The 16,677-nt window shown below is 67.5% G+C and carries 14 protein-coding genes and 1 riboswitch; of the genes, 10 read left to right on the top strand and 4 right to left on the bottom strand.

The genetic code is table 11. The features are described from left to right. Positions 1–8: 8 nt before the first annotated feature. The 3 genes from ACWMMN_RS30250 to ACWMMN_RS30240 are packed head-to-tail and all read left to right on the top strand — an operon-like array spanning position 9 to position 5,097. Positions 9–1,523 carry an efflux RND transporter periplasmic adaptor subunit gene (locus ACWMMN_RS30250; protein ID WP_486423558.1) on the top strand — a complete coding sequence of 505 codons (1,515 nt, stop codon included), beginning with the start codon at positions 9–11 and terminating at the stop codon, positions 1,521–1,523. Next, a complete protein-coding gene (locus tag ACWMMN_RS30245; RefSeq protein WP_486423557.1) occupies positions 1,520–4,726 on the top strand; it encodes an efflux RND transporter permease subunit in 3,207 nt (1,068 codons plus the stop codon). Before ACWMMN_RS30250 ends, ACWMMN_RS30245 begins: the two co-directional genes overlap by 4 nt. Continuing rightward, positions 4,723–5,097, top strand: coding sequence for a copper-binding protein (locus tag ACWMMN_RS30240; protein ID WP_486423556.1), 375 nt, complete (start codon positions 4,723–4,725; stop codon positions 5,095–5,097). Before ACWMMN_RS30245 ends, ACWMMN_RS30240 begins: the two co-directional genes overlap by 4 nt. Before the next feature lie 106 nt (positions 5,098–5,203). Here ACWMMN_RS30240 and ACWMMN_RS30235 read toward each other — a convergent pair whose 3' ends face one another. The 4 genes from ACWMMN_RS30235 to ACWMMN_RS30220 form a co-directional block, all read right to left on the bottom strand. Continuing rightward, positions 5,204–6,214, bottom strand: a complete 1,011-nt coding sequence (locus tag ACWMMN_RS30235; protein ID WP_486423555.1) for a sodium:calcium antiporter — start codon at positions 6,212–6,214, stop codon at positions 5,204–5,206. A gap of 73 nt (positions 6,215–6,287) precedes the next feature. Continuing rightward, positions 6,288–6,464: riboswitch (yybP-ykoY riboswitch) on the bottom strand. A 150-nt stretch (positions 6,465–6,614) separates the two neighbouring features. Then, complete coding sequence (locus ACWMMN_RS30230) at positions 6,615–8,033, bottom strand: heavy metal sensor histidine kinase (protein WP_486423554.1); 1,419 nt, start codon at positions 8,031–8,033, stop codon at positions 6,615–6,617. Then, complete coding sequence (locus tag ACWMMN_RS30225) at positions 8,030–8,701, bottom strand: heavy metal response regulator transcription factor (RefSeq protein ID WP_486423553.1); 672 nt, start codon at positions 8,699–8,701, stop codon at positions 8,030–8,032. Before ACWMMN_RS30225 ends, ACWMMN_RS30230 begins: the two co-directional genes overlap by 4 nt. Before the next feature lie 97 nt (positions 8,702–8,798). Continuing rightward, positions 8,799–9,185 carry a hypothetical protein gene (locus ACWMMN_RS30220; RefSeq protein WP_486423552.1) on the bottom strand — a complete coding sequence of 129 codons (387 nt, stop codon included), beginning with the start codon at positions 9,183–9,185 and terminating at the stop codon, positions 8,799–8,801. A 275-nt stretch (positions 9,186–9,460) separates the two neighbouring features. Between ACWMMN_RS30220 and ACWMMN_RS30215 the strand changes: the two genes are divergently transcribed. The 7 genes from ACWMMN_RS30215 (at position 9,461) to ACWMMN_RS30185 (ending at position 16,308) form a co-directional block, all read left to right on the top strand. Next, positions 9,461–9,733 (top strand): hypothetical protein, encoded by a 273-nt coding sequence (locus ACWMMN_RS30215; protein ID WP_342705673.1) that lies wholly within the window; start codon positions 9,461–9,463, stop codon positions 9,731–9,733. Beyond that, positions 9,730–11,232 carry a TolC family protein gene (locus ACWMMN_RS30210; RefSeq protein ID WP_486423551.1) on the top strand — a complete coding sequence of 501 codons (1,503 nt, stop codon included), beginning with the start codon at positions 9,730–9,732 and terminating at the stop codon, positions 11,230–11,232. Before ACWMMN_RS30215 ends, ACWMMN_RS30210 begins: the two co-directional genes overlap by 4 nt. 1 nt (position 11,233) lies before the next feature. Further along, positions 11,234–12,529 carry a multicopper oxidase family protein gene (locus ACWMMN_RS30205; RefSeq protein WP_340625387.1) on the top strand — a complete coding sequence of 432 codons (1,296 nt, stop codon included), beginning with the start codon at positions 11,234–11,236 and terminating at the stop codon, positions 12,527–12,529. Positions 12,530–12,597: 68 nt separating this feature from the next. Continuing rightward, complete coding sequence (locus ACWMMN_RS30200) at positions 12,598–12,945, top strand: copper-binding protein (RefSeq protein WP_340625386.1); 348 nt, start codon at positions 12,598–12,600, stop codon at positions 12,943–12,945. Between the two features lie 14 nt (positions 12,946–12,959). Beyond that, positions 12,960–13,340 (top strand): copper homeostasis periplasmic binding protein CopC, encoded by a 381-nt coding sequence (copC, locus tag ACWMMN_RS30195; RefSeq protein WP_256086836.1) that lies wholly within the window; start codon positions 12,960–12,962, stop codon positions 13,338–13,340. Continuing rightward, complete coding sequence (locus ACWMMN_RS30190; protein WP_340625385.1) at positions 13,337–14,278, top strand: copper resistance D family protein; 942 nt, start codon at positions 13,337–13,339, stop codon at positions 14,276–14,278. The genes copC and ACWMMN_RS30190 overlap by 4 nt, the downstream gene beginning before the upstream one ends. A 215-nt stretch (positions 14,279–14,493) precedes the next feature. Further along, the gene (locus ACWMMN_RS30185) at positions 14,494–16,308 is read left to right on the top strand and encodes an ExeM/NucH family extracellular endonuclease (protein WP_486423550.1); all 1,815 of its coding nucleotides are present in this window, start codon (positions 14,494–14,496) and stop codon (positions 16,306–16,308) included. Positions 16,309–16,677 lie beyond the last annotated feature (369 nt).

Below are 16,677 nucleotides of genomic sequence, written 5' to 3'. Positions count from 1 at the left end.
AGAACACCATGACCAAGCAATCACTGGCGCGCGCGGCGCTGATGGCGTTCGCCGGCGCGGCGCTTGCCGGGGCCGGCTATTTCGCGGGCGCCCGCCATGCGGCGGGCGGCGCCGAGATGGCCGCTGCTTCGCCAACGCGCATGCCGGACCGGCAGGCAACCCGCAAGGTGCTGTACTGGCACGATCCGATGGTGCCGAACCAGCACTTCGACAAACCGGGCAAATCGCCGTTCATGGACATGCAGTTGCAGCCCGTCTATGCGGACGAAGGCGGCAACGCAGCGGGCATCCGGATCGATCCGGGCCTGCAGCAGAACCTCGGCATCCGCTATGCGACCGTCCGCCGCCAGCAGACGGCGGCGGGCTTCGACGCGGTGGGCACCACGCAGTTCGACGAATCGCGCGCGGACGTCGTGCAGTCGCGCGTGACCGGCTATATCGACCGTCTGTACGCGCGTGCACCGATGCAGCGCATCGCGAAGGGCGCACCGGTCGCGTCGCTGTTCGTGCCCGACTGGCTTGCGCCGCAGGAGGAATATCTCGCGCTGAAGCGCGGCGGGATGGACGGCAGCCTGCTCGATGCGGCACGCGCGCGGATGCGGGCGCTGTCGATTCCGGACGGCATGATCGCCGCCCTCGATCGCACCGGCCGCGCGCAGACGCATGTCGTGCTTGCCGCGCCGGAAACGGGTGTCGTCAGCGAGCTGAACGTGCGCGACGGCGCGATGGTCGCGCCCGGTCAGACGCTCGCGAAGATCGCCGGGCTGTCGACGCTGTGGCTGATCGTGGAGGTGCCGGAAGCGCTCGCGCTGAACGTGCAGCCGGGGATGTCGGTCGATGCGACGTTCGCGGGCGATCCGGCGCGCCACTTCAGCGGACGCATTCGCGAAGTGCTGCCGGGCATCAGCACCGGCAGCCGCACGCTGCAGGCACGCGTGGAGATCGACAACGCATCGCTGAAGCTCACGCCCGGCATGCTGATGCGCGTGCGTGTCGCCGCGAAGGACACGGTGTCGCGCCTGCTCGTGCCGTCCGAGGCCGTGATCGCGACCGGCAAGCGCACGATCGTCATCGTGAAGAACGGCGACGGCCGGCTTCAACCGGTATCGGTCACGGCCGGCCGCGATGTCGGCGGCGACACCGAAGTGCTCGGCGGGTTGAACGAGGGCGACACGGTCGTCGCGTCGGGGCAGTTCCTGATCGATTCGGAAGCCAGCCTGAAAGGCGTGCTGCCGCGGCTGGAGCGCGCGACGGGGGCAAGCGCGGCCGCATCGTCCGTCGCGGCAACCGCGCCGGTCTATGAAACCACCGGCAAGGTCGAGAAGGTCACGGCCGATGACATCACGTTCTCGCATCAGCCTGTACCGGCGCTTGGCTGGGGCGCGATGACGATGGCGTTCGGCAAGCCGTCGGCCCGCGCGTTCTCGGACGTGAGGCCAGGCCAGACCGTACGATTCGCGTTCACGCAGACCGACGACGGCTACCGGCTGACGAAGATCGAGCCGCAGGGAGGCGAACGATGATCGCGCGCATCATTCTTTGGTCGGTCCGGAACCGCTTCCTCGTGCTGCTGGCCACCGTGCTGCTCGCCGCATGGGGCGTGCATTCGCTGCGACAGACGCCGCTCGATGCATTGCCCGACCTGTCGGACACGCAGGTGATCGTGAAGGCGTCGTATCCGGGCAAGGCGCCGCAGGTCGTCGAGGATCAGGTCACCTATCCGCTGACGACGACGCTGCTCGGCGTGCCGGGCGCGAAAACCGTGCGCGCGTACTCGTCGTTCGGCGACGCGTTCGTCTACGTGCTGTTCGACGACCACACCGATCCGTACTGGGCGCGTTCGCGCGTGCTCGAATACCTGAGCCAGGTGCAGAGCCGGCTGCCGGCCGGCGCGACCGTGTCGCTCGGGCCCGATGCGACCGGCGTGGGCTGGGTATACGAGTACGCGCTCGTCGATCGCACCGGCCATCACGATCTCGGCCAATTGCGCGCGCTCAACGACTGGTTCCTGAAGTTCGAGCTGAAGGCGGTGCCGGACGTCTCGGAAGTCGCGAGCATCGGCGGCATGGTGCGCCAGTACCAGGTCGTGCTCGATCCCGACAGGCTGCGCGCCTACGGCATCACGCAGGCGGCGGTCGCGGATGCGCTGCGTCAGGCCAATCAGGCATCCGGCGGGTCGGTCGTCGAGCTGGCCGAGTCGGAGTACATGGTGCGTTCGTCCGGCTACCTGCGCACGCTCGATGATTTCCGTCATGTCGTGCTGCGCACCGACGACGCGGGCACGCCGGTGCTGCTCGGCGACGTCGCGCGCATCCAGGTCGGCCCGGCGATGCGGCGCGGGATCGCCGAGTTGAACGGGCAGGGCGAGGTGGCGGGCGGCGTGGTCGTGATGCGCTCGGGCAAGAACGCATTGACGACGATCGATGCGGTGAAGGCGAAGCTCGCCGGCCTGAAGCGCTCGCTGCCGCCCGGCGTCGAGATCGTCACGACCTACGACCGTTCGCAACTGATCGAGCGCGCGGTCGGCAACCTGAAGGACAAGCTGATCGAGGAATTCGTCATCGTCGGGATCGTCTGCGCGGTGTTCCTGTTCCATCTGCGCAGCGCGTTCGTCGCGATCCTGTCGCTGCCGCTCGGCGTGCTGGCCGCGTTCATCGTGATGCGCTACCAGGGCGTGAACGCGAACCTGATGTCGCTCGGCGGGATCGCGATCGCGATCGGCGCGATGATCGACGCGGCGATCGTGATGATCGAGAACGCGCACAAGCATCTGGAAGCGTACGACCACGCGCATCCGGGCGAGCCGCTCACGGCCGCGCGCCGCTGGGCGCTCGTCGCGGCGTCGGCCGCGGAAGTCGGGCCCGCGCTGTTCTTCTCGCTGCTGATCATCACGCTGTCGTTCATCCCGGTGTTTTCGCTGGAAGGGCAGGAGGGCAAGCTGTTCGCGCCGCTGGCGTTCACCAAGACCTACACGATCGCGGCCGCCGCCGGATTGTCGGTGACGCTGGTGCCGGTGCTGATGGGCTATCTCGTGCGCGGCCGCATTCCGCACGAGCACGCGAATCCGATCAACCGCGTGCTGATTCGCCTGTACCGGCCGCTGCTCGAAGCGACGCTGCGGCGCCCGTGGTTCGCGATCGGCGTCGCGGTCGTCGCGCTCGCGCTGACAGCCGTGCCATTGTCGCGGCTCGGCGGCGAATTCATGCCGCCGCTCGACGAAGGCGACCTGCTGTACATGCCGACCGCGCTGCCGGGCATTTCTGCCGACAAGGCGAGCGCGCTGCTGCAGCAGACCGACCGGCTGATCAAGACCGTGCCCGAGGTCGACACGGTGTTCGGCAAGTCGGGCCGCGCCGATTCGGCCACCGACCCCGCGCCGCTCGAGATGTTCGAGACGACGATCCGGTTCAGGCCGCGCAGCGCATGGCGGCCCGGCATGACGCCCGAGAAGCTCGTCGACGAACTCGACCGGACGGTGAAGGTGCCGGGCCTGTCGAACGTGTGGGTGCCGCCGATCCGCAACCGGCTCGACATGCTGTCCACCGGGATCAAGACGCCGGTCGGCGTGAAGATTTCCGGGCCGGACCTCGCCGGCATCGATGCGATCGCGACGCAGGTCGAGGCGGCCGTGAAGCACGTGCCGGGCGTGACGTCCGCGCTTGCGGAACGGTTGAACGGCGGGCGCTACATCGACGTCGATATCGACCGGCTCGCGGCCGCGCGCTACGGCTTGTCGGTCGCCGATATCCAGTCGGTCGTGTCGTCGGCGGTCGGCGGCGACGATGTCGGCGAAGTGATCGCGGGGCGTGAGCGCTTCCCGATCAACATCCGCTATCCGCGCGAGATCCGCGATTCGCTCGAGAACCTGCGGCAACTGCCGGTCGTCACCGCGCGCGGCGCGCAGATCCGCCTCGGCGACGTCGCGCGCATCGACATCGCCGACGGGCCGCCGATGATCCGCAGCGAGAACGCGCGGCTGTCCGGCTATGTGTACGTCGATCTCCGCGGCGTCGACCTGAGCACGGCGGTCCGTGCGATGCAGCAGGCCGTCGCGCAACAGGTCGCATTGCCGCCCGGCTATTCGATCGCGTGGTCGGGGCAGTTCGAGTATCTCGAGCGCGCGGCGGCGACACTGCGCACCGTCGTGCCCGTCACGCTCGTCGTCATCTTCGTGCTGCTGTTCCTCACGTTCGATTCGGCGGCCGATGCGCTGCTGCTGATGTCGACGGTGCCGTTCGCGCTGATCGGCGGCTTCTGGCTCGTGTGGGTGCTGGGCCATGCGGTGTCCGTCGCGACGTCGGTTGGCTTCATCGCGCTGGCCGGTGTGGCCGCCGAATTCGGCGTCGTGATGCTGTTGTACCTGAAGGGCGCGCTGCAGCGCCGGCTCGATGCCGGCGCACCGCTGACCGATGCGGTGCTGCTCGACGCGATCCGCGAGGGCGCGGTGCTGCGCGTGCGGCCGAAGGCGATGACGGTCGCCGTCGTGCTCGCCGGCCTCGTGCCGATCATGGTCGGCCACGGCGCCGGTTCCGAAGTCATGCAGCGCATCGCCGCGCCGATGGTCGGCGGCATGGTCACGGCACCGCTGCTGTCGATGTTCGTCATTCCCGCCGCGTGGCTCCTGTTTCAGCGCCGTCGTGCACGAAGCGCGGGCCAGGTGCGGCATTCCGATGCAGTTCCTTCCGGCACGAACGTGCCATCCACCCCAACTGGAGAATTACGATGAAGATGAATCGATTGATCGCCACCGCTACCGCAACCGCCGTCGTCGCGCTCGGCGCTGTCGCCGTACCGGCGTTTGCCGCCGGCGAGATGTCGGGCATGGACATGTCGGGCATGACGATGTCGTCGGACGGTGCGGCCGAGTCGAATGCCGCGCTGACCGATGCCGAAGTGAAGAAGGTCGATGCCGCGAGCGGCAAGATCACGCTGAAGCACGGCGCGCTTGAAAACGTCGGGATGCCGGCGATGACGATGGCGTTCAAGGCGAAGGATGCGGCGATGCTCGCGCATGCGCATGCGGGCGACAAGGTCAAGGTGCGGATCGAGAAGGTCGATGGCACGCTGACGATCGTCAAGCTCGTCAAGGGCTCCTGATCGTCCGGAGCGGGCGTTGTTGCCGCCTGCGTCCCGCGCAGCGAAGCGCGCCGCGCCGACGTGTCCGTCGGCCGGCGCGCCCGTTCCTGGCGTCAGGGCATCAGCATCAACGCGTCAGCGTCAGGACCAGATACCCCGCATAACCCGCGCCGTTCGCGAGCAGCGCCCAGATCGCGAGCCCGCGCGTGCGCGCATTGAAGCGCAGCCACGCGGCCGCCGCGAGCGTGATGATCACGCCGGTCAGCACTTCGGGGCGCGGCTCCCACGGCGTCAGCATGATGCCGATTGCCGGCAGCAGCGTGCCCTGGAACACCATCGCGCCGGTGATGTTGCCGAACGCGAGCGTGTCCTTCTTGCGCCGGATCCACAGCACGCTGTTGACCTTCTCCGGCAACTCCGTCGCGATCGGCACGATGATCAGCGACAGCAGCAGCGCCGAGATGCCGAGCACGTGCGACACGCCTTCCACGCCGTGAATGAAGCCCTTCGCACCGGCGATCAGCAACGCGAGGCCGATCAGCAACTGCAGCGCGATCGTCGCCAGGTTGGTCGGCAGGCCGAGACGCGACAGGAACATCGCATGCGGCGCTTCGGTGCCGTGCCCGGCATCGACGAGCTGGGTCGATGCGCGGAACGTCATCACGACGTACATCACGTAGATGCCGACCAGCATCGCGGCGAGCAGTGCCCGCACGGCCCAGTTGTGATGCGGGACGAACATCGCGGCGGTGGCCAGCGAAAAGGCTGCGAGGAAGTAGTTCATGTCACGCACGAAGCCCGTGCGCTCCGGTGCGATCGTGCCGCGCAGCCCGCGCGAGCGGATCACGGCGAGCGTCATCAGGAACGTGGTGAGCGTCGCGAGCATCAGCGGCGCGCCGAGAATCGCGCCGACGCCGATTTCCTCGTTGACGGCCTGGTTCGCGGTGCCGCCGGCCAGTGCGAGCAGCGGCACCATCGTTTCGGGCAGCGCGGTGCCGACGGCCGCGAACAGCGAACCGGTAACGCCTTCGGAAATCTTCAGGCGTTCGCCGAGATGTTCGAGCGCATTGGTAAAGACCTCGGCCGCGATGAGGATGACGATCAGCATGAACGCCAGTTCGAGGAACATGAAGGTCATGCGGCACCTCCGCAGGCACGTGCGTAACGGGCGGGGGAGCGCGGGGAGAAGGTTGCGGGGAACATGGGGACTCCGTGGTCGGACGCTGACGAACCATGGCGCATCCGCCGACGTCCGACCAGGAACGACGCGATGCGCCTATGGTCTCGCCAAGCCGATCCGGCTGAACGCGCCACGGCCGCAGGCCGAGTGTGTTGACGCGTTCGCTTTCCGGGGGACGGAAAGCAGGCTACTCCCCAAAGACGAAGGGCAGTCTAGCCGAGCCGATTGCTTTCGGCAAGCTTGCGTGTGCATATCCCTGCATCGGATGAGGAAAGGCGCGTGCATGGCGGGCACGCTTGCCGCATCGGAAAGCAATCGGCATGGGGTGACGTCACGTGAACGTCGTGAATGAGAATCGCTAACCGGATTGCCCTTCCACGCTGCGCGGAAAGTAGAGCGCGAACGTCGTGCGCCCGTCGCGGCTCGCGACTTCGACCTTGCCGCGATGCAGTTCCATGATCGACTTCACGATCGCGAGCCCCAGCCCCGCATTGCGGGCCGCGCCGTGCCGCGACGAATCGATGCGGTAGAAGCGTTCGAAGATCCGCTCGACCTGTTCGGGCGGAATCGCGACGCCGCGATTCGTCACTTCGACGACTGCGAAATTCCCTTGCGTCGAAACGGCCAGCTCGATCGTCGACGCGGCTTCCGCGTGTTCGAGCGCATTCGACGCGAGGTTGCTCACAGCGCGCCGGAACAGCGTTGCGTCGGCGATGACCGGCGCTTCGCCCTGCACGTCGATGCGCACGCCCGCTTCGTCGGCCAGCGCCTGGAAATACGACGCGAGCCGGCGCAGTTCGCTGCCCGCGTCGAGCGCGGTGGCCTTCAGGTGCTGCCGCGCATTGTCGGTGCGCGCGAGAAACAGCATGTTCTCGATCATCCGCTGCAGCCGTTCGCATTCCTCGATGTTCGAATCGATCAGCGCTTCGTATTCCTCGGTCGAGCGCGCACGCGACAGCGTAATCTGCGACGAGCTGATCACGTTCGCGAGCGGCATGCGCATGTCGTGGGCGAGATCGGACGAGAACTGCGACAGCCGCACGAACGCGCGTTCGAGGCGGTCGAGCATGCGGTTGACCGACGTCGCGAGTTCACGCAGCTCGACGGGGCCGCCGCGCGCGTCGAGGCGCGCGTTCAGGTTGTGCGCCTCGATGCGCGACGTCTGCCGGCCGAGGCTCTCGACCGGGCGCAGGCCGCGCGACGCGACCGCATAGCCGAGTGCGCCGACCAGCAGCGCGCCGACGGCCGCCGCGAGCCAGATGTCGACACGATAGCTTTCGAGCAGCGAATGCCGGTCGGTCGCCGTGCGCGCGAGCGCGACCTGGATCGCTTCGCCGGACGGCAGCGTTTCGCGGGCGTACACGCAGCGCGACGTGCCGATGCCGGATGGCGAGCAGGTGAACGGGCCGGCGCTGCCACCGGCCGGATGCGATGCCGCGATGACGGAAGCGAGCGTGTTGCCGGCCTCGTCGGAATGCTCGACGAGCGGGTGGTTCTGCGCGTCGTAGATGCCGAGATAGACGCCCGGGTGCGACAGCAGCACTTCATGAAACACGGCCGGATCGGCGCGCAGCGCGGCCGTCGATCCGCTGGCATGCGAGAGTTGCAGGAACTGGTTGAGCTTGCCGGAGATCTCGATGTCGTCGCGCCGCGTGAGTTCTGCGGACAGCGAACGGTACAGATACGCGCCGGTCAGCGCGAACACGAGCGCGGCGACGACGGCGAACGCGACCGTCAGGCGCCGCAGCAGCGAATACGACGCCGGGCTCGCGGTCACGAGCGATCCTCGAGCACGTAGCCCATCCCGCGGATCGTGTGGATCAGCTTCTTCTCGTACGCGTTGTCGATCTTCGCGCGCAGGCGCTTGATCGCCGCATCGACGACATTCGTGTCGCTGTCGAAATTCATGTCCCAGATCTGCGACGTGATGAACGTGCGCGTCAGCACTTCGCCTTCGCGTTCCGCGAGCAACTGCAGCAGTGAGAATTCCTGCGCGGTCAGGTCGATGCGGGTGTCGGCGCGCCGCACGCGGCGCTTGAGCAGGTCGACCTCGAGATCGGCAACCTGCAGGAGCTCGCGCACGTTGCGCGGCGCGCGCAGCAGCAGCGAGCGGATGCGCGCGAGGAATTCGGCATACGCGAACGGCTTGAGCAGGTAATCGTCGGCGCCGAGTTCGAGCCCGGCGACCTTGTCCTCGATCGCCTCGCGCGCCGTGAGCAGCAGCACGGGTGTCTGCTTCTGCGCGCGCAGCCGCTTGAGTACCTCGAAACCGTCCAGCTCCGGCAGCATCACGTCGAGCACGACGAGGTCGAAATCCTCGTGCAGCGCGAGGAACAGCCCGTCCTTGCCGTTTTCCGCGATGTCGACCGTGTAGCTCGCCTCCATCAGCCCCTTCCGGAGGTACGAGGCCATCTTGGGTTCGTCTTCGACTATCAGTATCCGCATGGTAAGGCAGGCTGTCCGTGATTCCAGCCGGTCAGTGTAACGCCTGAGCTTACGGCGCCGCGCGTGCGCGAAGGATGACCGCCGGATGACGGGATTGTCACGGAGCGCGCACGCTGCGTAGCCCGCGTTTCATGAAAATCCGGTCATGTTTCGGCCATGTCGTCGTCACCGCGCCGGCGATAAGCTGCGGCCGTCGTGTCTCCGGAGCGCGCCATTGCGGCGCCGTGCCGGCCCATCCGGTCATTGCCTGCCTGATTCCGCATCCATGTCGTACTGGCGCAAATTCGTCCTCGTCGTGCTGCTGGCGCTGAGCCTGCCGATCCAGTCGTTCGCGGCCGTGTCGATGGCATGCGCGGGCGCTGGTGCGGTCGTGGCTACGCCGCACGCGGAAGGCGCGGCACGCGCCGATGATTCGGCCGCGCAGCATGCGATGCCGGGTGCGCACGGTGGCCAGCATGGGCATCAGCATGAGCACGTCGATCATGCGCGACATGCACAGCCGTGCCCGGCGTGCGGGTCGTGCTGCTTCGGCACCGGCATGGCGGATCTCCCTGCGGTGTCCGTTGCGTCGGGTATCGGTATCGCGATCGCCTCTTTCGCTCCGACGCCAGTCGTTGTGTCGTTCCTGACTGGCGGCATCGACAGGCCACCGCGCCGGCTTCTCGTCTAGACACGGCCCGCGGCCCGACCGGCCGCGATCTGCAATCCGCGCCGGCGGCGATATCGAATCCGCCGGACGACTCAAGACGAGACCTTTTCATGCGACTGATCACTGCGGCGCTGTTGAGCGCGGCGGCCTTCGTGCCGTCGCTCGCGCCTGCGCAAACCCCGCTGCCCGATCCGGCGGACGCCGCCGCGGCGGTGCCGGATGTCACCGTGACGTCCGCATTCGATGGCTACCGGCCGTATCGCGACGACGAAGGCCCGGGCTGGAAACAACTGAACCGGGACGTGACGGCGCGGCCCGCGAAGCCCGGCACGCCGCCGCGCAACGGCGGCGCCCATGCAACACACGGAGGGGCCGCGCAATGACGAACCTGGCGATATCGCCGAGGATCGGCGCGGCCGCGGTCGCGCTGGCGTTCCTCGCGGGCTGCACGACGTTTTCGAAGGACGGCGGATTCGATGCCGTGTCGTCCGCCGCATCGGAACGCATCGGGAAAGACGCGGTGGTCGTCAGGACCGACGCCGATCGCGAAGCCGTCGACAAGCGAACCAGGGAACTGCTTGCGAAACCGCTGTCGATGGACGACGCGGTGCAGGTCGCGCTGCTGAACAACCGCGGCCTGCAGGCGTCGTATGCCGAACTCGGGTTGTCGGAGGCCGACCTCGTGCAGGCCGGCCGGCTGCCGAACCCGCGCTTCGCGTTCAGCCGCACGCGCGCCGGCGATGGCGAGCTGACGCTTGGCCGCACGTTCTCGGCGAACGTGTTCGCGCTGCTGACGATGCCGCTCGCAACGAATATCGAACGCCGCCGCTTCGAGCAAACCAAGCTGGAAACGGCCGACGCGATGCTGAAGGTGGCGGCCGATGCGCGCCGCGCGTATGTCGAGGCCGTCGCCGCCGAACAGGCCGCGAACTACGCGCAACAGGTACGTGACGCCGCGAGCGCTGCCGCCGAACTCGCGCAGCGCATGCGGCAGGCCGGCAACTTCAGCCGCCTCGATTACGCACGCGAACAGGCGTTCCATGCCGACGCGGCCGCGCAGCACGCTAAGGCGCGCCAACAGGCCGTGGCCGCGCGCGAGAAGCTGACGCGCGCGCTGGGGCTGTGGGGCGAGCGCACGCAGTACGCGTTGCCCGAGCGCTTGCCCGACCTGCCAAAAGCGCGCCCGGACCTGCCCGGTCTCGAACGCTTCGCGATGAGCAACCGCTTCGACATCCAGGCCGCGAAGCTGCAGACGCAGGGCGTCGCATCGTCGCTCGGCCTGAGCAAGGCGACACGCTTCGTCAACGCGGTCGAGCTCGGCTACGTGAACAACTACGAGACCGGCAAGGGCCACGAGCACGGCTACGAGATCAGCGTGGAGATTCCGCTGTTCGACTGGGGCGGCGCGAAGGTCGCGCGCGCCGAGGCCATCTACATGCAGTCGGCGAACCGGCTCGCGAAGACGGCGATCGACGCGCGCTCGGAAGTGCGCGAATCGTACGCGGCGTATGTGACGAGCTACGACGTCGCGACGCACTATCGCGATGAAGTCGTGCCGCTGCGCAAGACGATCTCCGACGAACTGCTGCTGCGCTACAACGGGATGCTGGCGAGCGTGTTCGAGCTGCTGACCGATGCGCGCGAACAGGTCGGCGCGGTCAACGGCTACATCGATGCGCTGAAGGACTACTGGCTCGCCGAAACCGATCTGCAGATGGCCGTCGGCGGCCGGCTGCCGTCATCGGGCGCCGCGCCGCGCGCGACGAATGACACCGCCTCGGCACCCGAATCCCCATCCAGGGCCGACGCTGCTCCGCAGCCGGCTTCCACCCCCGCGGCGCAACCGGCGCCCGCGACGCAAACGCATCCGGAAGGTCATTGACATGGTGTCCCGTCGACAATTTCTCAGCGGCTCGGGCGCCGCGCTGCTCGGTGCGGCGATGGTCAGCAAGGCCGGCGCCGCGTCGCTGCCCGAAGCGCCCTCGATGGCGAAAACCGGCACGCAGCCGCCGCTCGTGCCGCCGAACGGCCGCCCGTACACGCCCGTCGCGACGCTGAACGGCTGGTCGCTGCCGTGGCGGATGAAGAACGGCTGGAAGGAATTCCACCTGACGGCCGAACCCGTCGTGCGCGAGATGGCGCCCGGCATGAACGCGAACCTGTGGGGCTACAACGGCCAGTCGCCGGGCCCGACGATCGAGGCCGTCGAAGGCGACAAGGTCCGCATCTTCGTGACCAACCGGCTGCCCGAGCACACGACGATCCACTGGCACGGGTTGCGGCTGCCGAACGGGATGGACGGCGTGGGCGGTCTCACGCAGCCGCACATTCCGCCCGGCAAGACCTTCGTCTACGAGTTCCAGCTCGAATCGCACGGCACGTTCATGTATCACCCGCACGCCGACGAGATGGTGCAGATGGCGATGGGGATGATGGGCATGTTCATCGTGCATCCGAAGGATCGCGGCACGATGCCGGTCGATCGCGACTTCGTGTTCCTGCTCGCCGCGTACGACATCGACCCGGGCAGCTACACGCCGCGCGTGAACGAGATGACCGACTTCAACATGTGGACGTTCAATTCGCGCGTGTTCCCGGGCATCGATCCGCTGCCGGTGCGCGCCGGCGACCGCGTGCGGATTCGTTTCGGCAACCTGACGATGACGAACCATCCGATCCACCTGCACGGCTACAGCTTCGAAGTCGCGGGCACCGATGGTGGCTGGATTCCGCCGGCGGCGCGCTGGCCGGAGGTGACGGCCGATGTCGCGGTGGGGCAGATGCGCGCGATCGAGTTCACCGCCGATCGTCCGGGCGACTGGGCGTTCCACTGCCACAAGTCGCACCACACGATGAATGCGATGGGCCACCAGGTGCCGAACCTGATCGGCGTGCCGCAGCAGGATCTCGCGAAGCGCATCGGCAAGCTCGTGCCCGACTACATGGCGATGGGCAGCACGGGCGGCGCGATGGGCGGGATGGAGATGCCGCTGCCGGACAACACGCTGCCGATGATGACGGGCACCGGCCCGTTCGGGCCGCTGGAGATGGGCGGCATGTTCACGGTCTGCAAGGTGCGGCAGGGGCTCGGCCGCAACGACTATCGCGATCCGGGCTGGTTCCGGCATCCGAAGGGCACCGTCGCCTACGAATACACCGGCGAATTGCCGGACGGTTGAGCAGCAGCACGCGGTGGCCGTACCGATGCGGCCGCCGGGTTTCATTCACTCACATGGGAGTCTTCACGATGAAGAAGGGACTGGTTTTGATGGCAACGGGTTGCGCGCTGGCGTTTTCCGCCGCGTCGTACGCAGCCGGCGACATGACCGGCATGGACATGAGCGGCGCCGCGAAGCAGGGCGCCGACGCGGCGCAGCGCATGTCGCACGGTGAAATCCGCAAGGTCGATACGGCCGCCGGCAAGCTGACGATCAAGCACGGCCCGCTGGAGAACCTCGGGATGGACGGGATGACGATGGCGTTCAAGGTGAAGGACCCGGCGATGCTGTCGCAGGTCAAGGCCGGCGACAAGATCGACTTCGTCGCCGAGGACGTGAATGGCGCGCTGACGGTCGTCGAACTGAAGAAGCCGTGACGCGGAGCGCGAACATGAAGATCACGAATCCCGGACGGTTGGCCGCGATCGTTGCGGCGGCCGCACTCGTTGCGGCCGTGCCGATCGCGGCGTCGGCACACGGCAAGCTGGAAAGCGCCGCACCGGCGACGGGCAGCACGGTCGACGTGGCGCCCGACGCCGTGCGGCTCACCTTCAACGAAGACCTCGAACCGGCATTCAGTTCGGTGAAGGTGTCGGACGCGAGCGGCAACGCCGTCACGCAGGACAAGGCGCAGGTCGATGCATCGAACCCGCGCGTGATGACGGTCGCGATGCCGAAGCTCGCGCCCGGTGCGTACACGGTGCAATGGGCTGCGATGACGGCCGATGCGCACCGCACGAAGGGCACCTATACCTTCAGGGTGAAGGGATGAACGACGGCATCGTCGGCCTGCTGCGGCTCGTGGCGGTGGCGCTCCAGAACGCCGGGTTCGCCGTCGTCGTCGGTGCGCTGCTCGGCAGCCACTGGCTCGCGCGCGGCGCGTCGGCATGGCAGCACGGCGTCGGGCGGCGGCTCGTCGCGACGCTGCGCATCGCGTCGGTCGTGTCGCTGCTCGCCAGCATCACCGCGTTCTGGGCGCACTGCGCACTGATGAGCGAAGTGTCGTTGCTCGACGCGGGGCCGGCCGTTTGCGCGATGCTCGCGGGCACGGGGTTCGGTCATGCCTGGCTGGCCGGCGCCGTGTTCATGCTCGTCGTCGTGCTGCTGTCGTGCGTCAGGCGCGCGGACGACACGCGGGTTCCGTTCGCGATGTGGGCTGCGCTCGCCTGCGTCGCGCTGGCGCGCAGCAACGGCGGGCATCCGGTGGACGCAGGCTGGTTCAGCGTGCCGGTGTGGATCGACTGGCTGCATCTGCTGGCGATCAGCGCGTGGGTCGGGCTCGTGCTCGTGACGGCGTTCGGCGTGATGCCGCGGCTCGCCGGCATGCCCGCGAGCGAACGCACGGCGGGCGCATCGTTCGTGCAGTCGCTGTCCGATGCATCGACGTATGCGCTGATCGTGCTGTTCGCGACCGGCGCGTACAACGGCTGGCGCGGCGTCGCCACGCCCGCCAACCTGCTCGCGTCGACGTACGGGCAGATCCTGCTGCTGAAGTTCGCGCTGGTGCTGATCGCGGCGGCGCTCGGCGGGCACAACCGCTTCTTCGGGATGCCGAAGCTGTTGGCCGCGCTGAAGGATCCGGTCGCCGCGATGCCGGCCCGTTCGTTGAAACGGTTCGGCGCAGTGTTGCGGATCGAGGCGGTCGTGCTCGGTGGCGTGCTGATGGTCGCGGCCGTGCTCGTGTCGAGTGCGTTGCCGGGGACGGTGTAGCGCGGCGGGCCATGCGCACAGGCACGCGGGGCAATCGTCGCGGGCACGAAGACGTTTTTCATCAGACGATTTCCCCGCATTTTCAGGCCCGAACGGGCGATCGGTGGCGATCGCAGCGTGATAACGACAATTACATCGACCTGTCTTTCGATTACCAAAAACTGTCATTGAGCGCCGCTAAGCTTTCGCCACCCTCACAACCGGGATTCCCTGTCATGCGCTCGACAATCCGCCTGTTTACCCCGCTATTGCTGCTCCCGACGCTCGCCGCGCCGGTCTTCGCCGCCACGGCCGCCCCCGTCAGCCCGAACTGCGGCGGCAGCACGACGCCGATCGCCGATATCCAGGGGCCTGGCGCGCCGTCGCCGCTCGCCGGCCAGAACGTGTCGATCGAAGCCGTCGTCACCGCCGATTTCGGCGGCACGGACGGCTTCGGCGGCTTCTTCGTCCAGCAGGCCGACGCGCAACGCCGCAACCAGCCGGGCGTGTCCGAAGGCCTGTTCGTCTATGCGCCGAAAGCGCGCGCGAAGGCCGGCGATCTCGTGCACGTGACGGGCAAGGTCGAGGAGAAATACGGGCAGACGCAACTGACGCTGTCGGGCGCGATCGCGGTGTGCGCGAACGGCCAGACCGTCACGCCCGCGACGCTCACGCTGCCGGTCGACAGCCCGAGCACGTTCGCCGCGTACGAAGGGATGCTCGTGCGCCTGCCGCAGACGCTGAACGTGACCGACAACTACGAGCTCGGCCGCTACGGCAGCGTGATGCTCAGCAACGGCCGCCTGCGCACGCCGACGAGCGTCGTGCCGCCCGCCCAGGCGCAGACGCAGATCGACGCGAACGCACGCAACCGCCTGATCCTCGACGACGGCTCGAACAAGCAGAACCCGGCAACCGTGCCGTACCCGGCGCCGGGCCTGTCGGCCGCGAACACGCTGCGTGCGGGCTACACCGTGCGCGACGTCGAAGGCGTGCTCGAGGTGCGTTACGGCGCATGGCGCGTGCAGCCGCTGCCCGGCGCGGCCGTACCGGCGTTCGACACGCGTCCGAACCCGCGCACGAACGCGCCGGCACGCGATCCGAAGTCGAACCTGCGCGTCGCGTCGTTCAACGTGCTGAACTACTTCAACGGCAACGGTCTCGGCGGCGGCTTCGACGATCCGAACAACCGCGGCGCGAAGAACTACCAGGAATTCCAGCGTCAGGAAGCGAAGATCGTCGGCGCGCTGAAGGCGCTCGACGCCGACGTGATCGGCCTGATGGAAGTCCAGAACAACGGCTACGGCGAACTGGGCGCGGTGCGCCAGCTCGCGGCGAAACTCGGCAACAACTGGCGCGTGGTCGATCCGGGCGTGTCGCGCCTCGGTGGCGATGCGATCGCGGTCGCGATGATCTACGACAGCCGCAAGGTCGAACCGGTCGGCCGCACGGCGACGCTCGCGATCGACGACAAGAACCGCCAGCCGCTCGCACAGTCGTTCCGGCTGATCAACGGCAACAAGCAGTCGCTGACGGTGGCCGTGAACCACCTGAAGTCGAAGAACTGCCCGGACGCCACGAACGACGATCTCGACCAGGGCGACGGCCAGGGCTGCTGGAACCCGACGCGCACGCGTGCGGCGGCGAAGGTGGCCGACTGGCTCGCAGGCAACCCGACGGGTGTCGCGGGCCAGGGCGTGCTGCTGATCGGCGACTTCAACAGCTACACGTACGAAGACCCGATCCGCACGCTCGAATCGCGCGGCTACCGCAACCTCGTCGCGCGCTGGATCGGCGCAAATGCGTACAGCTACGTGTACAACGGCGAAGCCGGCTATCTCGATCACGCGCTCGCGACGCTGCCGCTCGCGTCGCACGTGAAGGCCGTGCACGAATGGCACATCAACGCGGACGAGCCGCTCGCGCTGCAGTACACGCTCGCGTACAAGTCGGCCGAACAGCAGAAGACGTTCTACGCGCCGGATGCGTATCGTTCGTCGGATCACGATCCGGTGCTGATCGATATCGCGCTGCCGGGCGGCGGGAAGTAATCGCGGGCTGACGTGCCGTCACTGACGACGTGCGGCCCCGCCGCACGTCGTCGGCCCGCCCGGAAATGCCGGCCGGATATCGGGTAAATAATGCCGCCGATACCGGATTGAATTAACGAAATCGGTATTTTGTGGATGACGCGATGCGCATCGGCATCGCAATTGAAGAAAGGCCGAAGTGAATCGAATCCTGAAGTGACGGGTGAATGTCGCTATCCAGTCTTAATCGATTATGGATAATAAAAATGAAAGAAAAATCCTGTCGATCTGAAGGCTTTCGATGCGTAGTGCCAATACGGCAAAGGCTTGCGTGTTGTGCGAGAAAAGTAAAATATTTGGCGCCGCATTGCGGATAAAGCGCACCTTGCA

This window comes from Burkholderia cepacia complex sp. TUM26381 (assembly GCF_057439935.1).
This window is presented reverse-complemented; position numbering and strand designations above follow the sequence as displayed.

What these genes read in the sequence shown, in the direction of transcription:
- ACWMMN_RS30250 (WP_486423558.1), top strand. Translation starts at nt 9, where the DNA reads ATGACCAAGCAATCACTGGCGCGCGCGGCGCTGATGGCGTTCGCCGGC.
- ACWMMN_RS30245 (WP_486423557.1), top strand. Translation starts at nt 1,520, where the DNA reads ATGATCGCGCGCATCATTCTTTGGTCGGTCCGGAACCGCTTCCTCGTG.
- ACWMMN_RS30240 (WP_486423556.1), top strand. Translation starts at nt 4,723, where the DNA reads ATGAAGATGAATCGATTGATCGCCACCGCTACCGCAACCGCCGTCGTC.
- ACWMMN_RS30235 (WP_486423555.1), bottom strand. Translation starts at nt 6,214, where the DNA reads ATGACCTTCATGTTCCTCGAACTGGCGTTCATGCTGATCGTCATCCTC.
- ACWMMN_RS30225 (WP_486423553.1), bottom strand. Translation starts at nt 8,701, where the DNA reads ATGCGGATACTGATAGTCGAAGACGAACCCAAGATGGCCTCGTACCTC.
- ACWMMN_RS30220 (WP_486423552.1), bottom strand. Translation starts at nt 9,185, where the DNA reads ATGATCGACGTGCTCATGCTGATGCCCATGCTGGCCACCGTGCGCACC.
- ACWMMN_RS30215 (WP_342705673.1), top strand. Translation starts at nt 9,461, where the DNA reads ATGCGACTGATCACTGCGGCGCTGTTGAGCGCGGCGGCCTTCGTGCCG.
- ACWMMN_RS30210 (WP_486423551.1), top strand. Translation starts at nt 9,730, where the DNA reads ATGACGAACCTGGCGATATCGCCGAGGATCGGCGCGGCCGCGGTCGCG.
- ACWMMN_RS30205 (WP_340625387.1), top strand. Translation starts at nt 11,234, where the DNA reads ATGGTGTCCCGTCGACAATTTCTCAGCGGCTCGGGCGCCGCGCTGCTC.
- ACWMMN_RS30200 (WP_340625386.1), top strand. Translation starts at nt 12,598, where the DNA reads ATGAAGAAGGGACTGGTTTTGATGGCAACGGGTTGCGCGCTGGCGTTT.
- copC (WP_256086836.1), top strand. Translation starts at nt 12,960, where the DNA reads ATGAAGATCACGAATCCCGGACGGTTGGCCGCGATCGTTGCGGCGGCC.
- ACWMMN_RS30190 (WP_340625385.1), top strand. Translation starts at nt 13,337, where the DNA reads ATGAACGACGGCATCGTCGGCCTGCTGCGGCTCGTGGCGGTGGCGCTC.
- ACWMMN_RS30185 (WP_486423550.1), top strand. Translation starts at nt 14,494, where the DNA reads ATGCGCTCGACAATCCGCCTGTTTACCCCGCTATTGCTGCTCCCGACG.